The organism is Pedobacter sp. AK013 (genome assembly GCF_014205835.1).
Classification (GTDB): domain Bacteria; phylum Bacteroidota; class Bacteroidia; order Sphingobacteriales; family Sphingobacteriaceae; genus Pedobacter.
In genome coordinates this window covers 59,921-84,192 of record NZ_JACHCQ010000003.1, presented here as the reverse complement: position 1 = coordinate 84,192, position 24,272 = coordinate 59,921, and the positions used below count along the sequence as shown (strand labels likewise).

Annotated in this window: 21 protein-coding genes; 10 read left to right on the top strand and 11 right to left on the bottom strand. The window is 37.6% G+C overall.

The annotated features are described in order from the left end of the window. Positions 1-200: 200 nt before the first annotated feature. Together rpiA and HDC90_RS02955 are read left to right on the top strand one after the other, a co-directional pair. On the top strand, positions 201-890 hold the full coding sequence (rpiA, locus tag HDC90_RS02960) for a ribose-5-phosphate isomerase RpiA (RefSeq protein ID WP_184463747.1): 690 nt from the start codon (positions 201-203) through the stop codon (positions 888-890). Between the two features lie 361 nt (positions 891-1,251). Next, a complete protein-coding gene (locus HDC90_RS02955; protein ID WP_184463745.1) occupies positions 1,252-1,641 on the top strand; it encodes a LiaI-LiaF-like domain-containing protein in 390 nt (129 codons plus the stop codon). Between the two features lie 267 nt (positions 1,642-1,908). Here HDC90_RS02955 and HDC90_RS02950 read toward each other — a convergent pair whose 3' ends face one another. Continuing rightward, entirely contained in the window at positions 1,909-2,895 is a 987-nt protein-coding gene (locus HDC90_RS02950; protein WP_184463743.1) for a GlxA family transcriptional regulator, read from the bottom strand. 135 nt (positions 2,896-3,030) lie between these two features. On the opposite strand from HDC90_RS02950, the gene HDC90_RS02945 reads away from it, so the two are divergent. The 4 genes from HDC90_RS02945 to HDC90_RS02930 all read left to right on the top strand — a co-directional run bounded on the left by HDC90_RS02945 (position 3,031) and on the right by HDC90_RS02930 (position 5,722). Further along, on the top strand, positions 3,031-3,441 hold the full coding sequence (locus HDC90_RS02945) for a transcriptional regulator (protein ID WP_184463741.1): 411 nt from the start codon (positions 3,031-3,033) through the stop codon (positions 3,439-3,441). A 6-nt stretch (positions 3,442-3,447) separates the two neighbouring features. Beyond that, positions 3,448-3,867 (top strand): VOC family protein, encoded by a 420-nt coding sequence (locus HDC90_RS02940; RefSeq protein WP_184463739.1) that lies wholly within the window; start codon positions 3,448-3,450, stop codon positions 3,865-3,867. Continuing rightward, the gene (locus tag HDC90_RS02935) at positions 3,864-4,241 is read left to right on the top strand and encodes a DoxX family protein (protein WP_184463737.1); all 378 of its coding nucleotides are present in this window, start codon (positions 3,864-3,866) and stop codon (positions 4,239-4,241) included. The genes HDC90_RS02940 and HDC90_RS02935 overlap by 4 nt, the downstream gene beginning before the upstream one ends. 161 nt (positions 4,242-4,402) lie before the next feature. Continuing rightward, positions 4,403-5,722 (top strand): DUF3887 domain-containing protein, encoded by a 1,320-nt coding sequence (locus HDC90_RS02930; RefSeq protein ID WP_184463734.1) that lies wholly within the window; start codon positions 4,403-4,405, stop codon positions 5,720-5,722. Between the two features lie 79 nt (positions 5,723-5,801). On the opposite strand, the gene HDC90_RS02925 is transcribed toward HDC90_RS02930, so the two are convergent. From HDC90_RS02925 to HDC90_RS02885, 9 genes are all read right to left on the bottom strand, one after another. Beyond that, positions 5,802-6,224 carry a secondary thiamine-phosphate synthase enzyme YjbQ gene (locus HDC90_RS02925; RefSeq protein WP_184463732.1) on the bottom strand — a complete coding sequence of 141 codons (423 nt, stop codon included), beginning with the start codon at positions 6,222-6,224 and terminating at the stop codon, positions 5,802-5,804. A 148-nt stretch (positions 6,225-6,372) separates the two neighbouring features. Further along, positions 6,373-7,407, bottom strand: coding sequence for a DUF2157 domain-containing protein (locus tag HDC90_RS02920; protein ID WP_184463730.1), 1,035 nt, complete (start codon positions 7,405-7,407; stop codon positions 6,373-6,375). An 88-nt stretch (positions 7,408-7,495) separates the two neighbouring features. Beyond that, on the bottom strand, positions 7,496-9,709 hold the full coding sequence (locus HDC90_RS02915; protein ID WP_184463728.1) for a cation:proton antiporter: 2,214 nt from the start codon (positions 9,707-9,709) through the stop codon (positions 7,496-7,498). A gap of 676 nt (positions 9,710-10,385) precedes the next feature. Continuing rightward, positions 10,386-11,354 carry a bifunctional riboflavin kinase/FAD synthetase gene (locus HDC90_RS02910; protein WP_184463726.1) on the bottom strand — a complete coding sequence of 323 codons (969 nt, stop codon included), beginning with the start codon at positions 11,352-11,354 and terminating at the stop codon, positions 10,386-10,388. Positions 11,355-11,366: 12 nt separating this feature from the next. Next, positions 11,367-12,227: a YitT family protein gene (locus HDC90_RS02905; RefSeq protein WP_184463724.1), complete on the bottom strand. Its 861-nt coding sequence runs from the start codon at positions 12,225-12,227 to the stop codon at positions 11,367-11,369. Beyond that, entirely contained in the window at positions 12,224-12,982 is a 759-nt protein-coding gene (truB, locus tag HDC90_RS02900; protein ID WP_184463722.1) for a tRNA pseudouridine(55) synthase TruB, read from the bottom strand. The genes HDC90_RS02905 and truB overlap by 4 nt, the downstream gene beginning before the upstream one ends. Positions 12,983-13,089: 107 nt before the next feature. Beyond that, positions 13,090-13,884, bottom strand: coding sequence for an undecaprenyl-diphosphate phosphatase (locus tag HDC90_RS02895; protein WP_184463720.1), 795 nt, complete (start codon positions 13,882-13,884; stop codon positions 13,090-13,092). 78 nt (positions 13,885-13,962) lie between these two features. Then, positions 13,963-14,190 carry a DUF3098 domain-containing protein gene (locus HDC90_RS02890; protein WP_184463718.1) on the bottom strand — a complete coding sequence of 76 codons (228 nt, stop codon included), beginning with the start codon at positions 14,188-14,190 and terminating at the stop codon, positions 13,963-13,965. After that, on the bottom strand, positions 14,190-15,068 hold the full coding sequence (locus HDC90_RS02885) for an ABC transporter permease (protein WP_184463716.1): 879 nt from the start codon (positions 15,066-15,068) through the stop codon (positions 14,190-14,192). The genes HDC90_RS02890 and HDC90_RS02885 overlap by 1 nt, the downstream gene beginning before the upstream one ends. Positions 15,069-15,271: 203 nt before the next feature. On the opposite strand from HDC90_RS02885, the gene HDC90_RS02880 reads away from it, so the two are divergent. Beyond that, positions 15,272-15,697 (top strand): hypothetical protein, encoded by a 426-nt coding sequence (locus HDC90_RS02880; RefSeq protein WP_184463714.1) that lies wholly within the window; start codon positions 15,272-15,274, stop codon positions 15,695-15,697. A 403-nt stretch (positions 15,698-16,100) separates the two neighbouring features. Beyond that, positions 16,101-18,929, top strand: a complete 2,829-nt coding sequence (gene leuS, locus HDC90_RS02875) for a leucine--tRNA ligase (protein ID WP_184463712.1) — start codon at positions 16,101-16,103, stop codon at positions 18,927-18,929. 180 nt (positions 18,930-19,109) lie between these two features. Here the strand turns inward: leuS and HDC90_RS02870 are convergent, their stop codons facing one another. Then, the gene (locus HDC90_RS02870) at positions 19,110-20,411 is read right to left on the bottom strand and encodes a DEAD/DEAH box helicase (protein ID WP_184463710.1); all 1,302 of its coding nucleotides are present in this window, start codon (positions 20,409-20,411) and stop codon (positions 19,110-19,112) included. A 381-nt stretch (positions 20,412-20,792) separates the two neighbouring features. Between HDC90_RS02870 and HDC90_RS02865 the strand changes: the two genes are divergently transcribed. Together HDC90_RS02865 and HDC90_RS02860 are read left to right on the top strand one after the other, a co-directional pair. Beyond that, complete coding sequence (locus tag HDC90_RS02865) at positions 20,793-20,942, top strand: hypothetical protein (protein ID WP_184463708.1); 150 nt, start codon at positions 20,793-20,795, stop codon at positions 20,940-20,942. A gap of 53 nt (positions 20,943-20,995) precedes the next feature. Next, entirely contained in the window at positions 20,996-24,265 is a 3,270-nt protein-coding gene (locus tag HDC90_RS02860; RefSeq protein WP_184463706.1) for a TonB-dependent receptor, read from the top strand. Positions 24,266-24,272: the final 7 nt, after the last annotated feature.

Sequence of the window (24,272 nt, the reverse complement as noted above, 5' to 3'; positions counted from 1 at the left end):
TCTGTAGGAGTCCTTTGGACAGGATGACATCGCGCATTGGGATGAGAGAAAAAAGAAATGGGGATCCCACTAGTGCAGAATCCCCATCATCTAAATTAACGCTCTCATATACATAAACGCTATAAAAATGATTTATTGCATCAGCTATGAAATTTTTTTTCGTTTTTGGGATGTTTATCATTTAAACCTATTTTTACTTTATGGCTACTACAGATAAAATACAACAAGATGCAGAGAAACTGGCAGCTGCCCTGGCTGCTGTAAAATTTGTTAAAGATGGTGATGTAGTAGGCCTGGGTACCGGTTCTACTACGACCTTTGCCATTAACGAACTAGGCAAACGTGTAAAAGCTGGCCTAAAAATAAAAGCAGCTGCAAGCTCCATCCGAACACAAGAACTTGCGAAATCGCTAGGGATCGAAATTCTTGACCTTGGGGGCTTAAGCAAAATCGATATCAGTATTGACGGGGCTGACGAATTTACAGAATCACTTGATCTGATTAAAGGTGGGGGCGGGGCCCTGTTTAGAGAGAAAATAATTGCTTCACTTAGTAAAAATGCCATCATTATTACCGATGCTTCGAAAAAAGTTAAAAAATTGGGTGCTTTTACTGTCCCTGTTGAGGTAGTTCCTTTAGCCTATCAATATGTATTCGATCAAATTAATAAACTTGGTGGAAAAGGTATATTGAGAGCGGTAGAAAACCAAACATTTATTACCGACAATGGTAACCTGATTATCGATGCCGATTTTGGCCTTATTGATGATCCTGCAAAATTATCTGTTAACCTGAACCAGATTAATGGATTACTGGCCCATGGCTTATTTATCAACCTTACTTCAAAGGTGATCATGAGCGAGGGGGCGGATATAATTATTTTCGAATGATAGCTGATTTACTGGTTCATTAGTCATTGGTTCATTTGTGTCCCTCATTTTGTTATTGCTAAGTGGAATGACGATACCAATCTTAAGAATTGAGGTAATTTCTCTTAATAATCTTAACTTCTTCATGGTGATCAAAATTTTTAGCATGAAGGAGTTAAGAAAATTAAGTTTTATTCCGTCTTCTTTGGTATTTGCGCAGCAAAACTGACATTTTCACCGATGAAATACACTCTCTTTAAATTTCCATGAATTTTTTACCGACGGTTTTATTTCACTCGCCGATAAAACATCACAACTAGGGGAAAAGCCATTCTCCAGCATTGGTATTCGTGATACATTTGAATCATAAAACAAAACGGTCATGGAAAATTTAATCAAAAAAAATCACGCAGATAAACAATTTGGTCTAGGCATTTTAATCATTGCCATCGGTTCGGTATTCTTATTAAGAAACTCGGGAATAGATGTTCCACATTGGATATTGAAATGGCATACCATTATGTTAGGTATAGGTTTGTGGGTGGGTTACCGTAAAAATTTTCAAGGAAGCGGCTGGTTGGCATTGACCATTATTGGAGGCTTATTCACTTTTAAAGCAATAAACATATTTGATTTCGATCTGTTTAGGATTAGCATTCCAATGGTATTGATCGGCTTAGGCTTATATGTAATCTTAAAACCAAAAAAAGTACAAAACTTCGATCAGTATTTTGAAAAAAAACCAATTGATTTTACTGATAAAGAAAGCTAAAATTCTTAACTCTATCATATATCTAAAAAGGGACATTTTTTAATAATGTCCCTTTTTTGTGCTTAGTAGCAGAGCACACGGAGTGTGGAGATTTGATCGCCATTGGTTCTGTTCCACGTACCTTGCCCTCTGCTTAAAAAGAAACGGGGATTCCACCCTTAGGCAGTATCCCCGTCATCTAAATTAACGCTCTCACATACATAAACGCTGTAAATAGAATATATTGTGTGGAGCTTAAATTTTTTTATCTTTTTTTGGCAAATGTAGTTAAACCTGTAAAACAGGGATAGTTTTATGGTATTTGTTCCGATACTCAATTGGTGTTAAACCCGTAATTTTTTTGAAAACATCCCTAAACGATTTTGTATCTGTATAACCAACATCAAACATCACCTCAGTAATATTTTTTCTGCTTGATTCGAAACTTCGTTTGGCAGCCTCAATTTTAACCCGTTGAATATACTCGATCACTGTATTTTTGGTTGCACTTTTAAATCTCCGTTCGAAACTTCTTCTGCCCAATGCCAGCATATCAGCCAGTTGATCTACCGTAATCCGTTCCTGATAGTTGCTATCAATAAATTCCTGCGCCTTTTTAATTTTTGCATCCTCGTGCCCCTTCTGCCCTTGAAACATCATAAAAGCCAGCTGACTTTCGCGGTCGATATCAATAGCAAAGTATTTAGCGGCTAAAATGGCGGTATCCCTATCCGTATGTTTCTCAACCAGGTATAAAAGTAAGTTCCAGTAAGAGTTTGCACCACCGCTAGAATATAAACCCTGGGCATCGGTAATAATACTACCATCTACTAATTCTACTTCAGGGAACATTTCTCTAAATTGATTGGCAAATAGCCAATGTGTAGAACATTTTCGTCCATTTAACAAACCAGTTGCGGCCAGTAAAAATGCACCCATACAGAGGGAGGCTACTTCTGCCCCTTTAGTGTGGTGTTTTATAATCCACGGTAATAGATCCTGGTTAGCTTCCATTGCATAACCTATATTGCCGCTAATGGCTGGTACGAAGATAAGGTCGGTATGATCAACCTCATGCATTAATTTATCTGCGTGCACTGAGAAAAGACTGTTATTTAACCTTACCTCCTTGGTCATTCCTATAAGCTCAACTTTAAAAAGCGGGAGTTTCCCTGATGCTTGTAAAAATTCATTAACAGCAGTGAATAGATAGCGGGGATCTGCAATGGCTTCGATTACCGCAGTCTCTGGAATTAAGATAGATACATGTTTCATAATTCAAATATAACGAGGCTATTTGTCGTAAACAACCCCTGCAATTGTCGTTTCTGCTGGTTATGCTTGTTAATTTCTGCACGTATGTTTGTGTTGTTAATCGTTGCAGTTAAATCTTTAAAGCGGTAATGCTAAATGGAAGAGTATATTTTAAATGAGGATATTAAAGTAATGTGCATTACTGCAGAATCTTTTCCCAATGGGGTTTTAGCAGCGCATCAAAAACTTCACGCCCTGTTTCCCCCAGGTAAGCAACGCAGATATTTTGGAATAAGCAGGCCGAACGGAAAACGGGAAATTATTTATAAAGCTGCCGTTGAAGAAATAGCAGACGACGAAATCGGGAAATTTGGTGTAGAAACCTTTATCATAAAGAAAGGAACATTTATTAGTGAGCTGGTTCCCAATTTTATGATAGATGTTAGCCGGATAGGAAAGACTTTCGAGAAATTGCTCAAACAACCTAATATCGATCCAAACGGCTATTGCCTTGAAATGTATATTAATAAAACCGATGTGCGCTTAATGGTAGGCATCAAAAAATAAAATCAGTTGGCAAGTATAAATTCATATCTCACTTTTAACGGCAACTGCCGCGAAGCAATGACTTTTTATCAGGATTGTTTGGGGGGAGAATTGACCCTCGAGACCATTGGCGAATCGGTTATTGTTGACAAAATGCCCAATATTATGAAACGGAGCATTATGCATGCTGTTTTGGCCAAAGATGATTTGGTGATTATGGCAACAGATATGGTAGAAGAATGTGGATTAATTAAAGGCAATTCGATTTCTATGATGTTGAATTGCAACTCGGAAGAAGAGGCCAGGTCTTTTTACCATAAACTTTCAGCAGGCGGGAAGGTCTCGCAACCGCTACAGGAAACATTTTGGGGAGCACTTTTTGGCGATTTAACAGATCGCTTTGGAAATAATTGGTTAATTAATTACGATAAAAACAGATCAATATGAAGAAGTTAAAAACATGGCATTGGATTGCTACTATTATTTTTGCATTAATGATGATTATGGATGGTATTGGAGGAATTACTCAGCAGGAAGCAGGCAAAGAAGTACTTAAGCACCTTGGTTATCCGATGTATCTGCTTATCATTGTTGGTATAGCAAAATTGCTAGGGGCAGCATCTATATTACAAAATAAATTTATTACTCTTAAAGAATGGGCTTACGCAGGTTTTGCCATTAATTTTATTGGTGCCTTTGCCTCTAGAGCATTTGTTGGCGATGGTATATCGCTTTTAATTCCTCCGCTTATTGCCTTGGTAATTATGTTTATCCCGTATGTTTTATGGAAGAAACTGGCATCAAATGTTAAAATTAGTTAAAACTAAACAGCTAGTTTAGTTAAAGGCTTTTCAGAACCAAATATTGTTAACTTTGGGTATTGTAAACAACCAAACACAATACATTGAAACCATCATGATTTTTTAGATCCAAAAAAGGATAAATCATGAGTGCTCATTACCATTAAAACAAAAACATACGGATGAAAAAGAGCCTTTTATTCATAATAGCTTTATTATTTACAACCACTGCATTTTCTCAAAATGTGATCCAGCTTTTCAACGGTGCAAACGACTTTTTTAAACTGTTGCAGGAAGAGAAATTTAAAGATGCCCACGCTTTCTTTGATGATACTTTAAAAACCAAATTGACAGAAGAGAGTTTAAAAAAACTTTGGGGAGATATTGGAACAAAATATGGAAAGGCAGAATCATTAGATGCCATTCAAAGCAAAGCCCAGGGCGAATTTTTTGCTGTAACGGTAGAAGGTAAATTTGCTAATGGTGATCAGAATTTTATTTTAGGTTTTAATAAACAACAGAAAATCGTTGGAATCTTCCTGGCTCCTTCGCGAAAGACGGCCGCTTATCTAAAACCAACTTATGTTGATACCAGTTTATACCAGGAAAAGTCAGTATATATTGGTCCCGCAGGAAAACAATTGGCAGCTATTATCACTACACCAAAAAACGTCAAAAATTTCCCTGTAGTGGTATTTGTTCACGGCTCTGGCCCTGCCGATATGGATGAAACAGTTGGGGCGAATAAACCCTTTAAAGATCTGGCTGGTGGTTTAGCCTCTAAAGGAATTGCTTCTGTTCGTTACGTAAAACGAACTTTAATCTATCCGAACGAGTTTACCAAGGCTTTTACGGTAAAAGAAGAGGTGTTGGATGATGCAACTGCAGCTATTGCACTTGCAAAAACAGTTGTTGGCGCTAATCCTAAAGCTGTTTATGTATTCGGCCATAGTTTAGGTGGGATGTTATCACCTAAAATAGCAACACTTAGCCCAGATTTAGCAGGGATTATTTTGGCTGCAACACCGGCGAGAAAATTAACAGATGTTATTGTTGATCAGAATAAGTATATGTTCGATCAGGCTAACGATACCACAGCTGCCTTTAAAAAACAACTTGCGGATGCTTATGTGGAAATTGATAAAAGCAGAATTTCGCAGTTGGGAACTACCATAAAACCTGATTCTTTAATTTTAGGACTGCCAGCAAAATATTGGACAGATTTAAACACCTACAATCAGGTGGCTGTAGCAAAAAGCCTTTCGAAACCTAAAATATATGTATTGCAGGGCGGTAATGATTTTCAGGTAGGTAAAGTAGATTTTGATTTATGGAATGCTGCTTTGAGTAAAAAGAAAAATGTAGTTCTTAAGTTTTACCCGGATTTAAATCACCTGCTAAGTTCTCAGACTGAAAAGGGTACAATGGCCCAATATCAGGCTGCTGTAAGCGTTTCCGAAACTTTAGTTAACGATATTGCATTATGGATTAAGGCTAAATAATATAGTGACCTACCGATTAAGAATACAGCTCCGACCAAAATTCGGAGCTTTTTTGCTTGAAATTAAAGAAGAGCTAGTTTTATTCGCCCCAAGCTGTAATGATTAATCTTCTTCGCCCGCCATGGTTGCGGTGTTCGCAAAGATAAATGCCCTGCCAGGTACCAAGAGCCAATCTGCCATTTCTAATTGGGATAGTCACGGAGCTACCCAAAAGCGCAGACTTTAAATGCGCAGGCATATCATCCGATCCTTCATAGTCATGCTCATAATCGGGATCATTTTCCTTTACGGTTTTATTAAAGAACATTTCAAAATCAACACGAACTGTAGGGTCTGCATTCTCGTTGATGGTAAGTGAAGCTGAAGTATGCTGAATAAAAACCTGGCAAATGCCAATGTTAATCTCATCAAGTTGCGGTAAGGCATCTTCAATTTCGTCGGTAATGATATGGAAACCTCTTCTTCGTTCTCTCAGTGTCAAGGCCTGTTGGTATATTTTCATTGATTTTAATTCGTTTCAAATTTCCGAAACACGGTCTCGGAAATTAATATGCTTTCAGATTCGTCAGATACTGTCTGACTTTTCTATTCAGGGCGATCCGTCATGCTGAATTTATTCTATAATAATTTTATAATCAACCTTAGGGTTTTTACTTCAAAAACTCTACATTCCATATTTTTTCTGCCTTTCTGCCAATCAGCCAAAAAGATGCAGCCAGTACAGAAAAAAACAAAGCCTTATGCCAGCTATCCCAGAAGTATTCAAAATATCGGGTATAGAGGTTAATAAAGAGGAAAGTAATGCCAAATTCGCGGGCAATATCATCACGGTATTTTAAACCAAATAAAGTACTGGCTACACAAATGGCTCCCGAAATTAGTGCCCAATAGAATAGGCTTAGCTGTCTAACCTTATACCATTCTTCTAAACTGGCAAAGTTACCGAATACGGATAAAGCCCAAAGTGAAACAAACAGGTAAACCATACCTGCGATATAAGTAACCTGGAAGAAGTTTTGTGTTTTGGGGAAAACTTTAATAATGAACGATGCTGCCGTTAATGCAGCGCCAAAAGCAACAAAGCGTAAAGGATAATTCATACCGAGGAAATAATAATTCCAACGGCTTAAATAACCTGTTTCTGTGCCAAACCAGGCACCTAAGGAGATTAAAGCAAAAACCCAGATTAAACGCGAATTGAAGATATAACCCAAAGCACCATAAATGAAAACAGATATTAAAATCAGGATAGAGAAATTGCCAGAACCATTATCTAGGGCCTTTCCGAAATAAGCAATAGCATTTGCCGTGAGTAAAATGGCTGAAAAAACAATTGCCTCATTGCTAAACTTTAAATGCGCCAGTTTCTTTTTTCGCTTAAAACCTAGAATGTAAAGCCATGCCGCCAATCCACCAGAAACAATAGCAATAACAATATTAGGTGTATTATAAACGCGTTTTAAATAGTTTAAGATAGAATTATCAATAAGAAGCGATCCAAGGGCAATAAAACCACAAGCTAAGGCTATCCAAAAAGCATATTGTGCCAGGCGCAACCAATCGAAGTTTTTAGCTTCATAACTTTTGCGGAGTTTATCGCCTGTTTCATCATTAATTAAGCCATCGTTTTGCCATTGCTCAATCATATCATCAAGAAACTCACTCTTTTCTCTGTCAACTTTCATAGGTTAGGTTATACACGAAGATATGTTTTTTAGCCCTTAGTCGGAAGTCTTGAGTCGATTAGGCTCCCAACTAAGGACTTTGGACTGATTAAATAACCTCCTTGATCTTCTTGTTATTGCCTACAATCCAAATTACATCGCCGTTGTCGAATACAAAGTCTGATGAAGGATTCAATATCCGATCTGTACCCCTTTCTATACCAACAATTAAAGCCTGTGCTTTCTCGCGTATACCTGCATTTCTAATACTCAGGCCATAAACAGGCGATTCGGCATGCACAACAACCTTTTGCAAGGTCATTTCTTTATTCGGGAAATTACTCTCTTCGGCTGTTTCTGGAGCATCAACTTCTAAAAGTGCTTTAACAGCCGCAAGTTGGTCATCAGCACCAATCAACAACAGTTTATCGTTTGGATAAAGTCGCTCATCTCTGCCTGGTGTTGGGATATTATTTCTTCCACGCTCGATTAACGCAATATTTACCCCATACTTTTCCCTGATCATTAACTCGGTAAGCGTTTTTCCGACCACTTCCGATTCGGGAGAAACAATGAGTTCTGTTAAGTGGGTATCCCAGGGTAAAATATTCGGTTTTTGGCTCTCACGGGCATTTAGGTTGAGCATGAAACGCCTTTCCAGTTTATCGTAGAAAGACTGCAGTTTCCTGGAGAATATAACCATCCCTAAGATGATTAAACCCAGTGCGATTACAGCAGCAATCCAGGTATCAAAAAACTCGTACATTAAAAAGCCTACAAAGAAAATCCCCAGGGCTATTCTGAAAAATTCAATGGCGATTAACGGACCACGGGTATATTTTTTATTCAACCAAAGGTGAGAATAGGCTGTTCGCTGAATCCTTCGGATAGATAATGCCCATAAAAATGGCGACATTAAAATAAACGAGACCACTACGCTGATTATTATAGAAGTTAAACTATCGGAAATATTGCTCACAATAAAAGGCTGAACATATCTGTAAGCCAGAAATATGATTGCTATGATGATGACCGAGTGGATAATCGTATTAAAGATGTAAGACCTTAATAAAACTTTCCAATCACTTAATGTGGTAATCCCTTCAGTACTTGAACTATATCTGTCGATACCATTAAGCCACTTTTTCGGTAAAACACGGTTCAAATACTGGTAAAAAGGTTCAGATAGTTTAATTAAATATGGTGTAGTAAATGTAGTAATCGCCGCTGCTGCTACCGCGATAGGATAGAGGAAGTCGCTGGTTACTTTAAGCGTTAGTCCTAAAGAGGCAATGATGAATGAAAACTCGCCAATTTGGGCTAAACTCATGGCCGATTGTACCGAAGTTTTTAGCGGCTGGCCGGATAGTAATGCACCTAAAATGGTAAATATGATTTTTCCGAAGATAATAACTACAGTAGCAACCAAAATAGGAACAGCATATTTAACCAGCATAGAAGGATCAATCAGCATACCAACCGAAACAAAGAAAACTGCAGCAAATAAGTCTTTTACCGATTTTGTTAAGTGCTCTATTCTTTCGGCCTGTGTAGTTTCGGCTAAGATAGAGCCCATGATAAATGCACCCAAAGCAGGAGAGAAGCCAACCTTATCGGCCAATAATACCATCACCAAGCATAAACCTAGCGATACGACCAACATGGTTTCGTCATTCATTAACTTTTTGGTTGCCTTAAGAAACGAAGGGATCAAAAATATTCCGCCCAAGAACCAAAGCACCAAAAAGAATGCTAGTTTTAAGATAGAATACAGCATTTCTGTACCTGCCGATTGCTGGCTTACTGCCAATGTAGAAAATAACACCAATAACAAAATGGCCACCAGATCTTCAACAATTAAAACCCCGAATACCAGACCAGCAAACTTTTTATGCTTTAAACCAAGCTCTTCGAAGGCTTTAATGGTAATCATGGTTGATGATATGGATAAAATCCCTCCTAAAAATAAACTGTCCATATCTTTCCAGCCCATACCTTTACCAACAAGGTAACCGGCCAAAATAATAAATAGAACTTTTACAATCGCGGTAATGGAAGCTGAGCCCCCAACTTTAACCAGTTTCTTGAAACTGAATTCTAAACCTAAGCTGAATAAAAGGAAAATTACGCCTATTTCGCCCCAAATATTGATGCTTTTTGTATCGGTAACTGAAGGAAAAAAATCTAAATGGGAGCCAACCAACAGGCCGGCCAGTATATAACCTAAAACCAGTGGTTGTTTGATTCGTTTAAATATGAGGGTGGTTATCCCTGCAGCAGCAAGAATTAATCCTAAATCGGCAATTAAATCAGGTAAATGCATCTATAAAAAATGGATAATGATGTTAAATAATCTATTTTCGGACATGATTATGCCCGACATTTAATAAAATTCCAATAAAATGAAATTACTTACCAAAAAACATGTTTTGGATAGAGCACTTTAAACAGGCACCAATAATTATATTTTAATCTCTTGATTATAACTTTGGTATTGACGGTTTTGTTCTTTAAAAAAAGAAACAGCAAAAAAGACAAGAGGATACAGGTATTTAATACCACTTTTACAATAGGACTGTTAATAAAGTCTCTTTGTAAACTTTCGTTATCCTGATTAAATCCGAAACTGATGTTTTTTTTACAAGAAAAGAAACTGATTTTGGAGCTTTCTAATATTGCATCATTTCTTTTTTCCTGCGATGCGAAGCTCGCAAAATTTATAGAGATGGATAGAAAGAAGATGATGTAAAAAAGCCTCATTGCCGCTAATATAGCGAAAATAAGGCTTTTTTGAAAGCAAAAGCTGATTTAAATTGATTTGATCCGGCCGTTTTGATCTTAATTTCTGAATTGAACTATTATTCAATAGTCGCGTCATGCTGAATTTATTTCAGCATCTATCCGACCCTGAAATAAATTACCTACGGTGAGCTCGCTAAGGCTCGGTTCAGGGTGACGACTTCGTTTATTTTAGGTCCGGTAATGGGATGTTATTAATATTACCCATTAAAATAAGCTAAAGTAGCCTCTTTGTCTTTTTGTAATTGAACGGTCAGCGCTTCTAACCCGGTAAATTTTACATCGTGGCGCAAAAATTTTAAGAAATTCATCTTAATATCCTGTCCATAAATTTCCTGGTTGAAATCGAAAATATTTACTTCAATGTTTCTGGTCATTCCGTTAATGGTTGGTCGTTGCCCGATGTAAGCCATACCTTTATAAGGTTGAGGATTTAGGGCTTTGAGCGCTTCAGGCTCCTGATCTCGGCCCTCGGACTCCATCTCTACCGCATAAATGCCATCACCTGGAATCAGTTTATAAGTTTCTTCTACAAAGATATTGGCTGTGGGGAAACCAATAGTTCTGCCTATTTTATCGCCTTTAATTACCCTTCCAAAAATAGAAAACGGATAACCCAGATAATCATTAGCCAGACTTACATCGCCTGCCAACAGTGCCTGACGGATTTTGGTTGAGCTTACTGCAACGTCATGGATGTCCTGCTCCATAATTTCCTCCACACTAAAGCCGTAATGTAAACCAGCGGCTTTTAAATCGTTTAGGTTGCCCGAACGGTCTTTGCCAAAACGATGGTCATAACCAATAATAATATGCTTGGTACCTATGTTGTTTACCAGTATGTTTTTTATATAATCTTCAGGCAGCTGATTGGAGAAATCTCTGGTAAATGGTGTGATGATTAAATGATCTACACCTAAGCTTTTTAAAATTGCTGCTTTTTCTGTAATCGTGTTAATCATTTTTAGATCCTGGTTTTCGGGATCAATAATCATTCTCGGGTGGGGAAAAAAAGTTAATATTACGCTTTCTCCTTTATCTGATTTTGCTTTTTCTACCAGTTGTTTAATGATTTTTTGATGTCCGAAATGCACACCGTCAAAAGTGCCAATGGTTACAATGGCATTATCTAATTTTTTAAAGTCCGAAAGGTTATTGTATATCTTCAATGGGATAAGAAATTAATGTAAAGCATGGCGTTTAACCACCCCGCCTTTTAAATCGGCAATTTGTTGTTGTATTACAAAGGCATCCGAATCAATCTGTCTGATAGCGGTTTGTAATTTGCTCATCTCTAGTTTGGTAACAACGGTGAAAATAATATCGATATCTTTCTTTTCTCCATAACCACCTTCGCCTTTATAAATGGTTACACCACGTTTCATTTCGTTAATGATGAACCCTTTTATGGCTTCCTGATGTTCTGAAATAATGGTCACCCCCGTGTATTGTTCTATCCCGTTTACGATGAAATCGATAGTGCTTGATGCTGATAAATAGGTTAAAATGGCATACAGTGCAGTTTCGATGTTTAAGAAATAAGCGGCGAAAGCAAAAATAATGATATTTAAAATCAGGATGATATTTCCAACAGTTAAAATGCTGTTTTTACTGATGTAAAGCGCTAAAACTTCTGTACCATCAATTACGCAGCCACCACGCATGGCCAATCCAATTCCCCCACCTAAAAACAAACCTCCAAAAAATGCGATAAGCAATTTATCGTGCGTAATGGGCTGAAAGGGCAGGATAATTAGTGCCAATGAGAGTGTAGCAATGGCGATAGCAGTTTTAAGGGCAAAGCCTTTACCAATCTGCCTATAACCTAAAATAACAAATGGAATATTGATTATGGCAATAAGGTACGATAAATTCCAGCCAGTTAAGGTGCTTAGTAACAGCGAAATACCTGTAACGCCGCCATCAATAAAATGGCTGGGCATTAAAAAGCTTTTTAAGCCAAAACATGCCGAAGTTACGCCTGCAATAATTAAAAGAATTTCTTTTATAAACCTGGTATTCCTGTTTTTGATGTGGTTCATACTTCTGCTTCAGTTTTAGCTTCTTCTTTCTTCGTACGAATATAATTAACAAGCTCTAATACCTCAAACGCATCTTTTAACAAAAAGTTTCCGCTTCGGGTACGCGTAAGTTTAGAAAGATAAGCGCCGTTATTTAACGTTTTACCAAAATCTGATATTAATGAACGGATGTAAGTACCTTTACTGCACACAACCCTGAAATCGATTTCTGGCAGTTCGATCCGTGTAATTTCAAATTCCGGAACACTTACAAAACGTTTACGTAATTCAACCTCTTCACCTAATCTTGCTTTTACGTACAAACGTTCGCCATTTACCTTTACTGCTGAGTGTGCAGGTGGATATTGTTCAATATCGCCAATAAATGGTTGGCAAGCAGCATAAATTTCTTCTTCGGTAATGTTACTGATATCGAATGTTTCATCAACCTCGGTTTCCATATCGAATGATGGGGTAGTAGCACCCAAAATCATGGTACCGGTATATTCTTTCTCTTCGGCCTGAAAAGTGTCTATCTGTTTGGTCAACTTACCTGTACAAATGATTAACAGGCCTGTGGCTAGTGGGTCTAAAGTGCCGGCATGACCAACTTTTAGTTTTAATGGTTTTAGAGAATTACGGATTTTGCCCACCACATCAAATGAAGTCCATTTGTATGGTTTGTTAATTAAAAGCAATTCGCCTTCAGCAAAATTGAAATCTTTGAGTTTTGAATTTTCGGTACTCACAAATCTTTTTTGCACAAAGATACGCATTCGATGCGGTTTACTTAATTTTTTTAACTACATATAAAAAAGGATGCACACTGATCATAATCATCCGTGTTTATCTGTCTAAATCTGTAGTTAAATATTCTTCTAGATTATATAATCTGTAAGTTGTGCCCGCTTAACAACAGGATGATAATGATTAAGCCAGCTGCAATTCTATACCATCCAAAAACTTTAAAACCATTTTTATTTAAGTACCCAATAAAGCTTTTTATCGCCAAAAGCGCTACTATAAAAGCAATAACATTACCGATAATTAAAAGGTTAGTCTGCTCATGGGTAATGGTGTGTCCTTCTTTGTAAAAATCGTACAGTTTTTTTGCTGTTGCAGCAAACATCGTAGGTACTGCGAGGAAGAATGAAAATTCTGCTGCAACTTTTCTGCTTAATTTCTGACTCATACCGCCAACAATAGTTGCGCCAGAGCGCGATACGCCCGGTATCATGGCAATACATTGGAAGAAGCCAATTTTCAGTGCCGTTAAATAGGTTACGTTCTCCTCTTCATTGATGGTTGGTTTGTTGAACCATTTATCAACAAATAATAAGATAACACCGCCAACTAAGAGCGAAATACCAACAGCCATCGGACTTTCCAGTAATTCGTCTATTTTTTTACTTAATAGCAGGCCAAATACTGCCGCTGGAATAAATGCGACAATTAACTTAATGTAGAAGTTTATTGATTTAAAGAATCTTTTGAAATACAATACAACCACTGACAGTATAGCACCCAACTGGATGGCAATGGTAAATAGTTTTACAAATGGTTCTGATGCAATGCCCATAAAGGATGATGCAATAATCATGTGCCCGGTGCTTGATACAGGCAAAAATTCAGTCAATCCTTCAACAATAGCAAGGACAATGGCTTCAAAAGAGTTCATATTTTGGAAAAGATAAGAAACAAAGAAAACACTTAACCAATAAATTAAGCGTTTTCAAATATGATTCTGTAGGATAAATTATTTTTTTAAGATCGCATAAATACCAAAAGCAAAACCTGCCAGTACCACTATTGGTGCCAATAAGGTCCTTCTGAAGTCATAAATGTTACCAGTGGAACCCATCATTAATATAAAGCCAACTGCTACAATGGCAATGCTGATTAACAATAACTGATAGTTTTTTTTGGTAAAAACCAATTCGCTTTTAACGTCCTTTACAACCGGACCTGTTTTTTTTTCTGCCATTATCTATAAAGATGATAAGATTTTAAACGTAAATATCTGCTTACTGCAAACCATGTACTAATACCCGTTATAAAAATACCTACAATTAAAAGGCCTATAAACACGAAGCCAAATTCCTGGTAATTATTTAAAATGATAATTTCAGGTACCTCTTTGCGGGCGTAAATTAAAGTTGCCAATAAAATTATGATGGCAATAAATGCGGCAATTAGGCCATGCAAAGCAGCATACAATAAGAAAGGACGTCGAATAAAGTTTTTCGTTGCACCAACTAACTGCATACTTTTAATTAAAAAGCGCTGTGAGTAGATTGCTAGTCTTATTGTATTGTTAATCAGGGCTATAGAAATAATGAGTAGTAATACTGCAAAGGCTAAAATAATTAAACCGATAGTATTAATATTTTTATTCACCATATCAATTAAAGAACTTTGGTAAACCACTTCTTTAACCACAGGGTTTTTAGAAATACTTGCTTTTAAGGCATCAATACTTTTATTATTTGCATATTCTGCTTTTAAATACACATCGAAAGTAGAAGTTAGCGGGTTGTATCCCAAAAAATTAACAAAATCTTCACCTAAATCCTGGGTTAAATTTCTTGCGGCAAGCTCTTTATTTACATATTGAGTTTGTTTAACTGCAGGATTCGCATTTAACTCTTTCTGAAAGGCTAAAACATCGGCTTCTTTTGCGCCTTCATCAACAATAATGTTTAAAACGATGTTTTCTTTAACGTAGTTAGATAGGTTTTTGGCGTGTACAAGTACCAAACCAAGTAGCCCCAGCATTAGTAAAACCAAGGCAATACTGATTATAGTAGAAATATAAACGGTTTTGGTTTTCTTAGATGCATCACTTACTTCGAATTCTTCCATGTATTTCATTTTTGTTTCTGCGAAAATATAAATTATACCTGATAAACACCAATTTTAAAAAAGCCTTAAATCAACATTAACGGATAGGTTTAAGTTTTAGTTTAGAGATCAGATTCTTTTAATTAATTCATAATTTTGTAAAAATACGGTACGAATTTTGTTAAAATGCCGTTAATCATAAAACTTAAGATTAAAATTAAACTATGAAAAAACAAATTACATCAATAGCCTTACTATTAATCGTTGCAAGCACGGTCATTTCCTGTAAAAAAGACACGACTTCTTTAAAGGCCCAAATGATGGGGCGTTGGACTTTAAACAGGATTGTGACAACAGGTTATACGGCCGATGAGACCTTAAAAGACCCAACCAAAATTAATGGGGATGTGACTTATGGTAAAACCAGCGATTATGTTGATTACAAATCGAACAACGACGATCAGGTAGAAATAAGCCTTTCAGGAAACAAGACTATCGGTACTTACCAGATTATTTATTCCGATCAGTTTACCATGGAATTGAATGATGGCAACAATTTTTGTGTGGTTAACAGTTTGAACGGAAATCAATTTCAGTTTACAGCTACAATTAGCAATAGGATAAAAAAGGTTTATTACCTGTCGAGATAATATTCCGATCACCTTATATTTGAATGCGCCATTGATTAGAAATCAATGGCGCATTTTTTTGTGGTGATATCCGTGACTGGTTATGGAGCTGTATCATAATATGGATTGTCATCCTTGAGCTTGTCGAAGGATCGGTATAAATCCCGCTCAAGATGTTTCGGCAAACTCAACATGTGACAAATCCGAATAGAATTACAATTTATTATACAACTTATAAGAACTCATATTCTCTTATTAAATGTTTAGATAGTCGGAAGGTACATCTGATTACACACAAGAACCCGAATTTTAACCCTTAAATTCTTCTGATTCTGCATTTCTATTGCAAAATATTATCCTGAATCTGCTTTTTTAAGCCCCTTAATTTCCGTATTTTCGCACCTTTAAAAATTTAAAACTTGCAATGGATTACCAATTCAAAGAAATAGAGCAAAAGTGGCAGAAATTTTGGGCAGATCATCAAACGTTTAAAGCCGAAAGCAATTCTGAAAAACCAAAATATTATGTGTTAGATATGTTTCCTTATCCATCAGGAGCAGGTCTGCACGTTGGCCACCCGCTGGGTTACATTGCATCAGATATTTTTTCAAGATATAAACGCCTTAAAGGTTTTAACGTATTGCATCCCATGGGATATGATTCGTTCGGACTACCAGCAGAGCAATACGCTATACAAACCGGACAGCATCCGGCCATTACCACCGAGGCAAACATTGCAACCTACCGCAGGCAGTTAGACCAAATTGGTTTTTCTTTCGATTGGAGCAGAGAGGTACGCACCAGCGAACCTTCCTATTACAAGTGGACACAGTGGATTTTTATGCAATTGTTCAACTCCTGGTACAACATCGAAAACGATAGGGCAGAAGATATTACCACTTTGATCGAAAAATTCAATGCTTCCGGTACTGCAGATGTTAAGGCTGTTTGTGACGAAGATACTAAAGAATTTTTACCGAGCGATTGGGCAACCTTTACCGATGAAGAGAAACAGATTGAATTGTTAAAATACCGCTTAACTTATCTCCGTGAGAGTACCGTAAACTGGTGCCCGGCATTGGGAACGGTTTTAGCGAACGATGAAGTTAAAGACGGTTTTTCTGAGCGTGGTGGTTTCCCGGTTGAGCAAAAGAAAATGATGCAGTGGAGCATGCGGATTACTGCTTATTCTGACAGACTTTTGCAGGGTTTAGATACCATCGATTGGCCAGAGCCGATTAAAGAAATGCAGCGCAACTGGATCGGTAAAAGTGTTGGCGCATCAGTAAAGTTTGCAGTTGACAATTCGAAGTTGGCGGTTGAAGAAACTGAAAACTCGAAACTGAAAACTGAAAAATATATAGAGGTTTTCACCACCCGTGTAGATACCATTTTTGGGGTTTCTTACCTGGTTTTGGCTCCGGAGCATGAGTGGGTTGCAGAATTGACTACTCCTGAACAAAAACAGGATATCGAAAACTATATTGCTTTAACTAAAAAGAAATCAGAGTTAGACCGCATGGCCGATACCAAAACCGTTTCTGGCGCTTTTACGGGTACTTATGTGATTAATCCGGTAAGTGGCGAACGTGTGCAGTTATGGATTGCCGATTATGTACTGGCAGGTTACGGAACTGGTGCGGTAATGGGCGTTCCGAGTGGCGATCAGCGCGACTGGTTATTTGCCACGCATTTTAATTTGCCGATTGTACAGATTTTAGACGCACAGAAAGATATTGACGTGCAGGCAGATCCAACAAAGGAAGGAAAATATATCAATTCTGGTTTTATTAATGGAATGGAATATAAAGAGGCTGTTGCTTTTTTAAATAACTGGTTAGAAGAACGTGGCGCGGGCAAGGCAAAAGTAAATTTCCGTCAGCGTGATGCGATTTTTGGTCGCCAGCGCTATTGGGGAGAGCCAATTCCGGTTTACTTTAAAGATGGATTGCCTTATTTGGTAAATGAAGAAGAATTGCCATTATTGCTTCCTGAAATTGATAAATATTTACCAACTGAAACCGGCGAACCACCATTGGCCAGGGCTGAAAACTGGTTGCCAAAAGGTGGCGGACATTACGAATTAAGCACCATGCCAGGTTGGGCAGGAAGTAGCTGGTACTGGTACCGTTACATGGATGCCAATAACAATAACAACTTTGCTTCAAAAGAAGCGGTTGAGTACTGGAAAGATGTTGATTTGTACATTGGAGGCTCTGAGCATGCAACTGGCCACTTATTATATAGTCGTTTCTGGAATAAATTTTTGAAAGATCTTGGTTACACCAAAGAAGAAGAACCTTTCAAAAAACTAATCAACCAGGGGATGATCCAGGGTAGAAGTAATTTTGTTTATCGTATTAACGATGAGAACGGAAAACCTACCAATACCTATGTATCAGCCGGATTAAGAAAAGAATATAAAACCTCTGCATTGCACGTTGATGTGAATATTGTTGAGAACGATACTTTAAACATTGCTAAATTCAAAGCCTGGAGAGAAGAATATGCCAATGCAGAATTTATTCTGGAAGGGGGAAAATATATCTGCGGTGTTGAAGTAGAAAAAATGTCGAAATCAAAATTCAATGTGGTTAATCCCGATGATTTGATTGAGCGTTACGGTGCTGATACGTTGCGGATGTACGAAATGTTCTTAGGTCCGTTAGAGCAGAGTAAACCTTGGAATACAAACGGTATTGAAGGTGTATTTAAGTTCCTGCGTAAATTCTGGCGTTTGTTCCACAATGAAGACTGGGTTTTCCACGTAAACGATACAGTACCTACCAAAGCAGAACTAAAATCGTTACATAAAATCATCAAAAAAGTACAAGATGATATCGAGCGTTTTTCATTCAATACCTCTGTATCAAGCTTTATGATCGCGGTAAATGAATTAACGGATCTGAAATGCAAAAACCGTCAGATTTTGGAAGATATGGTGATTATCCTTTCACCTTATGCACCACATATTTGTGAAGAACTTTGGCAGTTGTTAGGTAATGAAGCAGGAACTTTATCTTATACTGCTTTCCCAACATTTAAACCCGAATATCTGGTTGAAGATGAGTTTGCCTATCCGGTTTCAATCAATGGTAAAATGAAAATGAATCTGAATTTGAGCTTGACATTGGCTCAGCCTGAAGTTGAAAGCATTTTATTGGCCGATGAGCAATTCCAGAAATTCTTAGACGGAAAACCAACAAAAAAGATCATTTTCGTTAAAGGAAAGATTATTAATGTAGTTGTTTAAGGTAGAAGGAGTAAGGTTTAGGGTAGAGGGTTTTCTTTGCTCTTGCCTTAAAATAGAAAACCCCAGATTACAAAACGTAATTTGGGGTTTTTATCATTTATAAGATACGTCATGCTGAATTTATTTCTTCATCTATCTTGCCAGTAAGATTCTAAAACAAGTTTAGAATGACGACGGGGATTATCTTTCTCCTCTTCTCCTGTTGCCACCAAATCTTCTATTATTGCTGGCGTTACGTGGTTTACCGCTCATATTGCCGTCACCACCTTTTTTGCCGCCACCGCTACCTTTCGATTGTGCTTGTGGTTTGCGTTTGACCTGGTTTTTGGCCAACATATTTTCCCAGCTTAATGGATAAGGATGATCATCTACAACCGGAAGTGTAATTTTGATCAGTTTCTGGATATCCAATAAATATTCATTTTCTTCTGCATCGCAGAACGAAATGGCAATACCGTTTGCACCAGCACGACCAGTACGGCCAATCCGGTGAACGTAAGATTCAGGAATGTTTGGTAATTCGAAATTGAAAACATGTGATAACTGATCGATATCAATACCCCGTGCAGCAATATCAGTAGCTACCAAAACGCGGATTTTTCTATCCTTAAAATCAGTTAATGCCCTTTGCCTCGCATTTTGAGATTTATTACCATGAATAGCCGCTGCTTTAATTCCCGCATGCGCTAAATCCTTAACAATACGGTCTGCGCCATGTTTGGTACGGGTAAAAACCAGTGCGGTTTGAATGTTTTTATCTTCTAAAAGATGGATCAATAATTTTTTCTTATCTGGCTTATCAACAAAATAAACCGATTGAACAATTGTTTCGGCTGTAGAAGAAATGGGAGTTACTTCTACTTTTGTCGGGCTAGACAAAATCGTGTTGGCCAACTTCTGGATTTCATCCGGCATGGTTGCCGAGAAAAATAAAGTCTGACGTTTAGCTGGCAATTTAGCCACCACTCTTTTCACATCATGAATAAAGCCCATATCCAACATACGGTCGGCCTCATCTAATACGAAAAGTTCGATGGTATTTAAGCTGATGAAACCTTGGTTCATTAAATCTAATAAACGGCCAGGTGTTGCCACTAAAATATCAATACCTTTCTTTAAGGCTTCTACTTGCGAATGTTGATTTACACCACCAAAAATTACTAAATGGCGTAAATTTAAGTGACGGCCATAAGCTTTAAAACTTTCTTCAATCTGAATGGCCAGTTCACGTGTAGGTGTTAAAACCAAAGCTTTGATATTTTTGGTTGCTTTGGTATTGATGTGTTTTTCGTGCAGTAACTGCAACATCGGGATGGCAAAGGCTGCTGTTTTTCCAGTACCGGTTTGTGCGCAACCTAATAAATCTTTGCCTTTTAATATCGTTGGGATGGATTGCTCCTGTATTGGTGTTGGTTGTGTATAACCTTCGGTCTCAAGGGCCTTTAGAATCGGCTCAATGAGGTTTAATTCTTTGAATAACATGTATGTTTCTGTGTAATATTTATCGAAGAAGCTAGAACAATCAATTGTTGAAGGACTAACTTGCGGAGAGAATATGCCATTCAGAATGGCAAGCCCTTATTCCTGCTTCGGCGGCAAAGATACAAAAAATGTATGACAATATGTTATTTGATAAATGTAACCTCAAATTGTTATTTATTACATCTATTGGGTTGTCGTCTGGTATATTTACCTTTCAATTTAGTATCTATTTGTAGATGTTTTTGTATTATAACTATTTTTTATATGTATATTTATTTTTATTAAAGTGTATATTATACACTAATTTATTATTCAATTAAAAAGATACAATCATGTAAATCATAAATAAAATACCTAACAAAGCTATCTAACCACTTACTTATGAGAAAAAATCTACTACTTACCAGGAGGATTCCATTCTTCTTGTATGCCTGCCTTTCTTGGGGCATTGGCGCCTGGCAAACCAAGCCGCTTAAACGCATCTTCGTAACTAATGGTAATATGCTGATACGGTTAAGCCTATTAATCTAGAAGCAATATCAGCTGTTTGAGTAAGCATTATTTAACCTAATCAATATAAACCTATGAAACAAAATCTATCTTGTATCAAGAGGAGTTTTCTTCTCTTGTGTTTGGGGATGTTATTTGCTCTTAGTGCAACGGCCCAATCAAAAATCACTGGTAAGGTTATTGCCAGCGATGACAAATTACCTGTTATTGGTGCTACAATTAAAATTAAAGATGGCGCAGGAGGTACCACCACTGATGCCACGGGAACGTTCTCTTTAAGTGTAAAACCTACCGATATTTTGATTATTTCTTTTGTTGGTTACAGCAATAAAGAAGTTGTGGTGGGCAAACAGACCAACATCACGGTTATACTACAGGCAGAGAATAACAATTTAACCGATGTGATTGTAACCGGCTATTCTTCTCAACGGAAAAAAGATTTAACCGGTGCCGTTGCGGTAGTGAACATGGAGCTGTTAAAAGCCCAGCCAGCCGCAAGTGCTGTAGAAGCGCTACAGGGTAAAGCTACTGGTGTGCAGATTATTAACGATGGTGCCCCAGGCTCGACACCACAGATCAGAATCAGGGGAATTAGTACCATTAATAATAACGAACCGCTTTATGTTATTGATGGAGTTCCTTTTGAAGGTAAATTATCATGGCTTAACCAGAATGATATTGAAAATATGCAGGTGTTAAAAGATGCATCTTCGGCTTCTATTTATGGTTCTAGGGCAAATAATGGTGTAGTTATCATCACCACAAAAAAAGGGATTGCCGGAACACCAAAAATCACACTCGATTCTTATTATGGCACTCAGGTGCCCAGAAAAAATAGTTTCCCTGAAATGATGAATCCTCAACAATATGCACAATATGTATTTGATGGCTATACCAATGCGGGAAAGCCGATCGAGGCAGGGAAAAATTATGGCTCTGGTTCAACACCTGTACTACCTGAATATTTAGTGGCAGGTTTAAAACTTGGTCAGGATGTTACTGCTGCAGATGCAGATCCGGCTAAGTATAACTATAGCCGTGATCCTGATCTTTTCTATCAGATTACAAGAGCAAATAAAGCAGGTACCAACTGGTTTGATGAAATTACTGAAACTGCACCTGTTCAAAATTATCAGCTTAGTGCTACCGGAGGTGGAGAAAATGCAACATACACTTTCTCGGGTGGTTATCTGGATCAGAAAGGAACAATTAAATACACCGGATTTAAACGGTTTAATTTTAGGTCTAATACCAATATTTCGGCATTTAATAAAAGGGTCCGTTTTGGCGAGAATGCACAATACAGCTATTCTGAAGGCTTTGGTTTGGGTGTAAATCCGAATGTTTCAGGTGATTATCAGGATCAGGGAAGCGCATTGGGATGGGCATACCGGATCCCTACTATTATTCCAGTTTACGACATCGCCGGGAATTTTGCCGGTAGCCGTGGTAGCCAGCTGGGAAATGCAGAAAATCCTGTTGCTTTTCTTTATCGCGCAAAAGACAATAAAAATAAAAGTAATTTCTTCTTTGGAAATGTTTATGCAGAAGGCGATATCATTCCAGGACTGGTGTTAAAAACCAATTTCGGTTTGCGCTACGAAAACTTTAACGGTTTATCTATGCGTTATCCAAACCTGGAATTTTCTGAAGGTAACAATTCAAATAACCTGAATGAGTACCAGGGATACAATACCGAATGGACCTGGACCAATACGTTAAATTACAGCAAGGTGTTTAATGAAAGGCACAGGGTAAATGTATTGGTTGGTACAGAAGCCATCAGGTCGCGATCAAGACAGCTAAATGCCGGAAGAAATGGCTACTTTATTTTAGGCAGTCAGGATTATTATTACCTCAATACAGGTTCATCTAACATCAGCAATTCTAGTTATGGATCAATAGGCTCTCTGTTCTCGTTGTTTGCCAAAGCAGATTATTCTTATCACGATCGTTATCTGGCCAGCATTACCATCCGTCGCGACGGTTCTTCTAACTTCGGTCCTGCGAACAAGTATGGTTATTATCCGGCAGCAAGCGCAGCATGGAGGTTATCGGAAGAAGAATTTATGAAAAGTATTAAATGGATAACCGATTTAAAACTTCGTGTTGGGTATGGCCAAACCGGTAACCAGCGGATACCTCCTTACCAATACATTAACAGGTATCAAAGTTCTATTGTTAACTCAGCTTATGCTGTTGGCGGTGGTAATGGCCTTACTACCGGTGTGTGGCAAAATGCTTATCAAAATCCGGATGTAAAATGGGAATCGTTAAAAGCCTTAAACGTTGGTCTTGATTTTACTTTGCTAGGCGGTGCCATAGATGGATCATTAGATTGGTACAACAAAAAAACCTCCGATATGCTTTATAATTTGCCTTTACCTTCGAGTGTAGTAGGTTTAGGCAGCTCACCTTATGTTAATATTGGCGATATGAGCAATAAAGGGGTCGAGTTTAATGTTGCTTATCACTACGGAAGAAACGCAGATAGTCCTTTTAAATTTGATATTGGTTTAAACTTTTCCAAAAACAACAATAAAATTGTAAGGTTAGCCCCTGGTATTTTTAATCAGGTTTATGGCAATTACAGAAGTTTACAAACCAGTGTGCTGCAGGAGGGCGAATCTTTCGGGTCTTTCTTTGGATACAAAACGGCAGGAATTTATCAAAGTACAGCTGATATTCAAAACAATCCGTCGTATGCAGGTGCAAGGGTAGGCGGTTTGCGTTACCAGGATATTAATGGCGATGGCGTAATCGATCCTAAAGACCGTACCATTATCGGCAATCCAAATCCAGATTTTACCTACGGGGTAAACTTAAATGCATCTTATAAAAACTTTGATATTTCTGCTTTCTTATATGGTGTTCAAGGCAACGATTTATTTGAAGCTACCCGTTACTTTACAGATTTTCCATCTTTTGCTGGTGCAAAAAGTACAAGATTGTTAAATGCCTGGAGCCCTAGTAATTCTTCGAGTCTTATTCCATCTGCTTATGTAGGCGCATCTGATGTAGAATTGGCTTCATCAAGTTATTATGTTCAGGATGGTAGCTTTTTAAGGTTGAAGAATATACAGATCGGTTATTCAGTTCCTACAGCTAAGGCATTTGGACCAAAATCGGGCATTACCAGATTAAGGGTTTATGTTAGCGCTACTAACCTTTTCACCATTACTAATTATACAGGTTTAGATCCAGAGGTTAGTCAGACCAGGGATGCCGCTTCTTCAGTAGGTAGTTCGGGGCCGCCTGCCGATACTTTTTCGGCACTTGGGGTTGATAAGGGTGTTTATCCTTCACCACGTCAGTTTTTAATCGGTATTAATGTTGGATTTTAATTAAAAG

Coding starts and splice junctions, on each gene's coding strand:
- HDC90_RS02945 (WP_184463741.1), top strand. CDS start 3,031: ATGGAAGAGTATATTTTAAATGAGGATATTAAAGTAATGTGCATTACT.
- HDC90_RS02860 (WP_184463706.1), top strand. CDS start 20,996: ATGAAACAAAATCTATCTTGTATCAAGAGGAGTTTTCTTCTCTTGTGT.
- leuS (WP_184463712.1), top strand. CDS start 16,101: ATGGATTACCAATTCAAAGAAATAGAGCAAAAGTGGCAGAAATTTTGG.
- truB (WP_184463722.1), bottom strand. CDS start 12,982: ATGCGTATCTTTGTGCAAAAAAGATTTGTGAGTACCGAAAATTCAAAA.
- HDC90_RS02920 (WP_184463730.1), bottom strand. CDS start 7,407: ATGAAAGTTGACAGAGAAAAGAGTGAGTTTCTTGATGATATGATTGAG.
- HDC90_RS02925 (WP_184463732.1), bottom strand. CDS start 6,224: ATGAAAATATACCAACAGGCCTTGACACTGAGAGAACGAAGAAGAGGT.
- HDC90_RS02890 (WP_184463718.1), bottom strand. CDS start 14,190: ATGGCAGAAAAAAAAACAGGTCCGGTTGTAAAGGACGTTAAAAGCGAA.
- HDC90_RS02880 (WP_184463714.1), top strand. CDS start 15,272: ATGAAAAAACAAATTACATCAATAGCCTTACTATTAATCGTTGCAAGC.
- HDC90_RS02870 (WP_184463710.1), bottom strand. CDS start 20,411: ATGTTATTCAAAGAATTAAACCTCATTGAGCCGATTCTAAAGGCCCTT.
- HDC90_RS02950 (WP_184463743.1), bottom strand. CDS start 2,895: ATGAAACATGTATCTATCTTAATTCCAGAGACTGCGGTAATCGAAGCC.
- HDC90_RS02905 (WP_184463724.1), bottom strand. CDS start 12,227: ATGAACCACATCAAAAACAGGAATACCAGGTTTATAAAAGAAATTCTT.
- HDC90_RS02885 (WP_184463716.1), bottom strand. CDS start 15,068: ATGGAAGAATTCGAAGTAAGTGATGCATCTAAGAAAACCAAAACCGTT.
- rpiA (WP_184463747.1), top strand. CDS start 201: ATGGCTACTACAGATAAAATACAACAAGATGCAGAGAAACTGGCAGCT.
- HDC90_RS02955 (WP_184463745.1), top strand. CDS start 1,252: ATGGAAAATTTAATCAAAAAAAATCACGCAGATAAACAATTTGGTCTA.
- HDC90_RS02895 (WP_184463720.1), bottom strand. CDS start 13,884: ATGAACTCTTTTGAAGCCATTGTCCTTGCTATTGTTGAAGGATTGACT.
- HDC90_RS02915 (WP_184463728.1), bottom strand. CDS start 9,709: ATGCATTTACCTGATTTAATTGCCGATTTAGGATTAATTCTTGCTGCT.
- HDC90_RS02930 (WP_184463734.1), top strand. CDS start 4,403: ATGAAAAAGAGCCTTTTATTCATAATAGCTTTATTATTTACAACCACT.
- HDC90_RS02935 (WP_184463737.1), top strand. CDS start 3,864: ATGAAGAAGTTAAAAACATGGCATTGGATTGCTACTATTATTTTTGCA.
- HDC90_RS02865 (WP_184463708.1), top strand. CDS start 20,793: ATGAGAAAAAATCTACTACTTACCAGGAGGATTCCATTCTTCTTGTAT.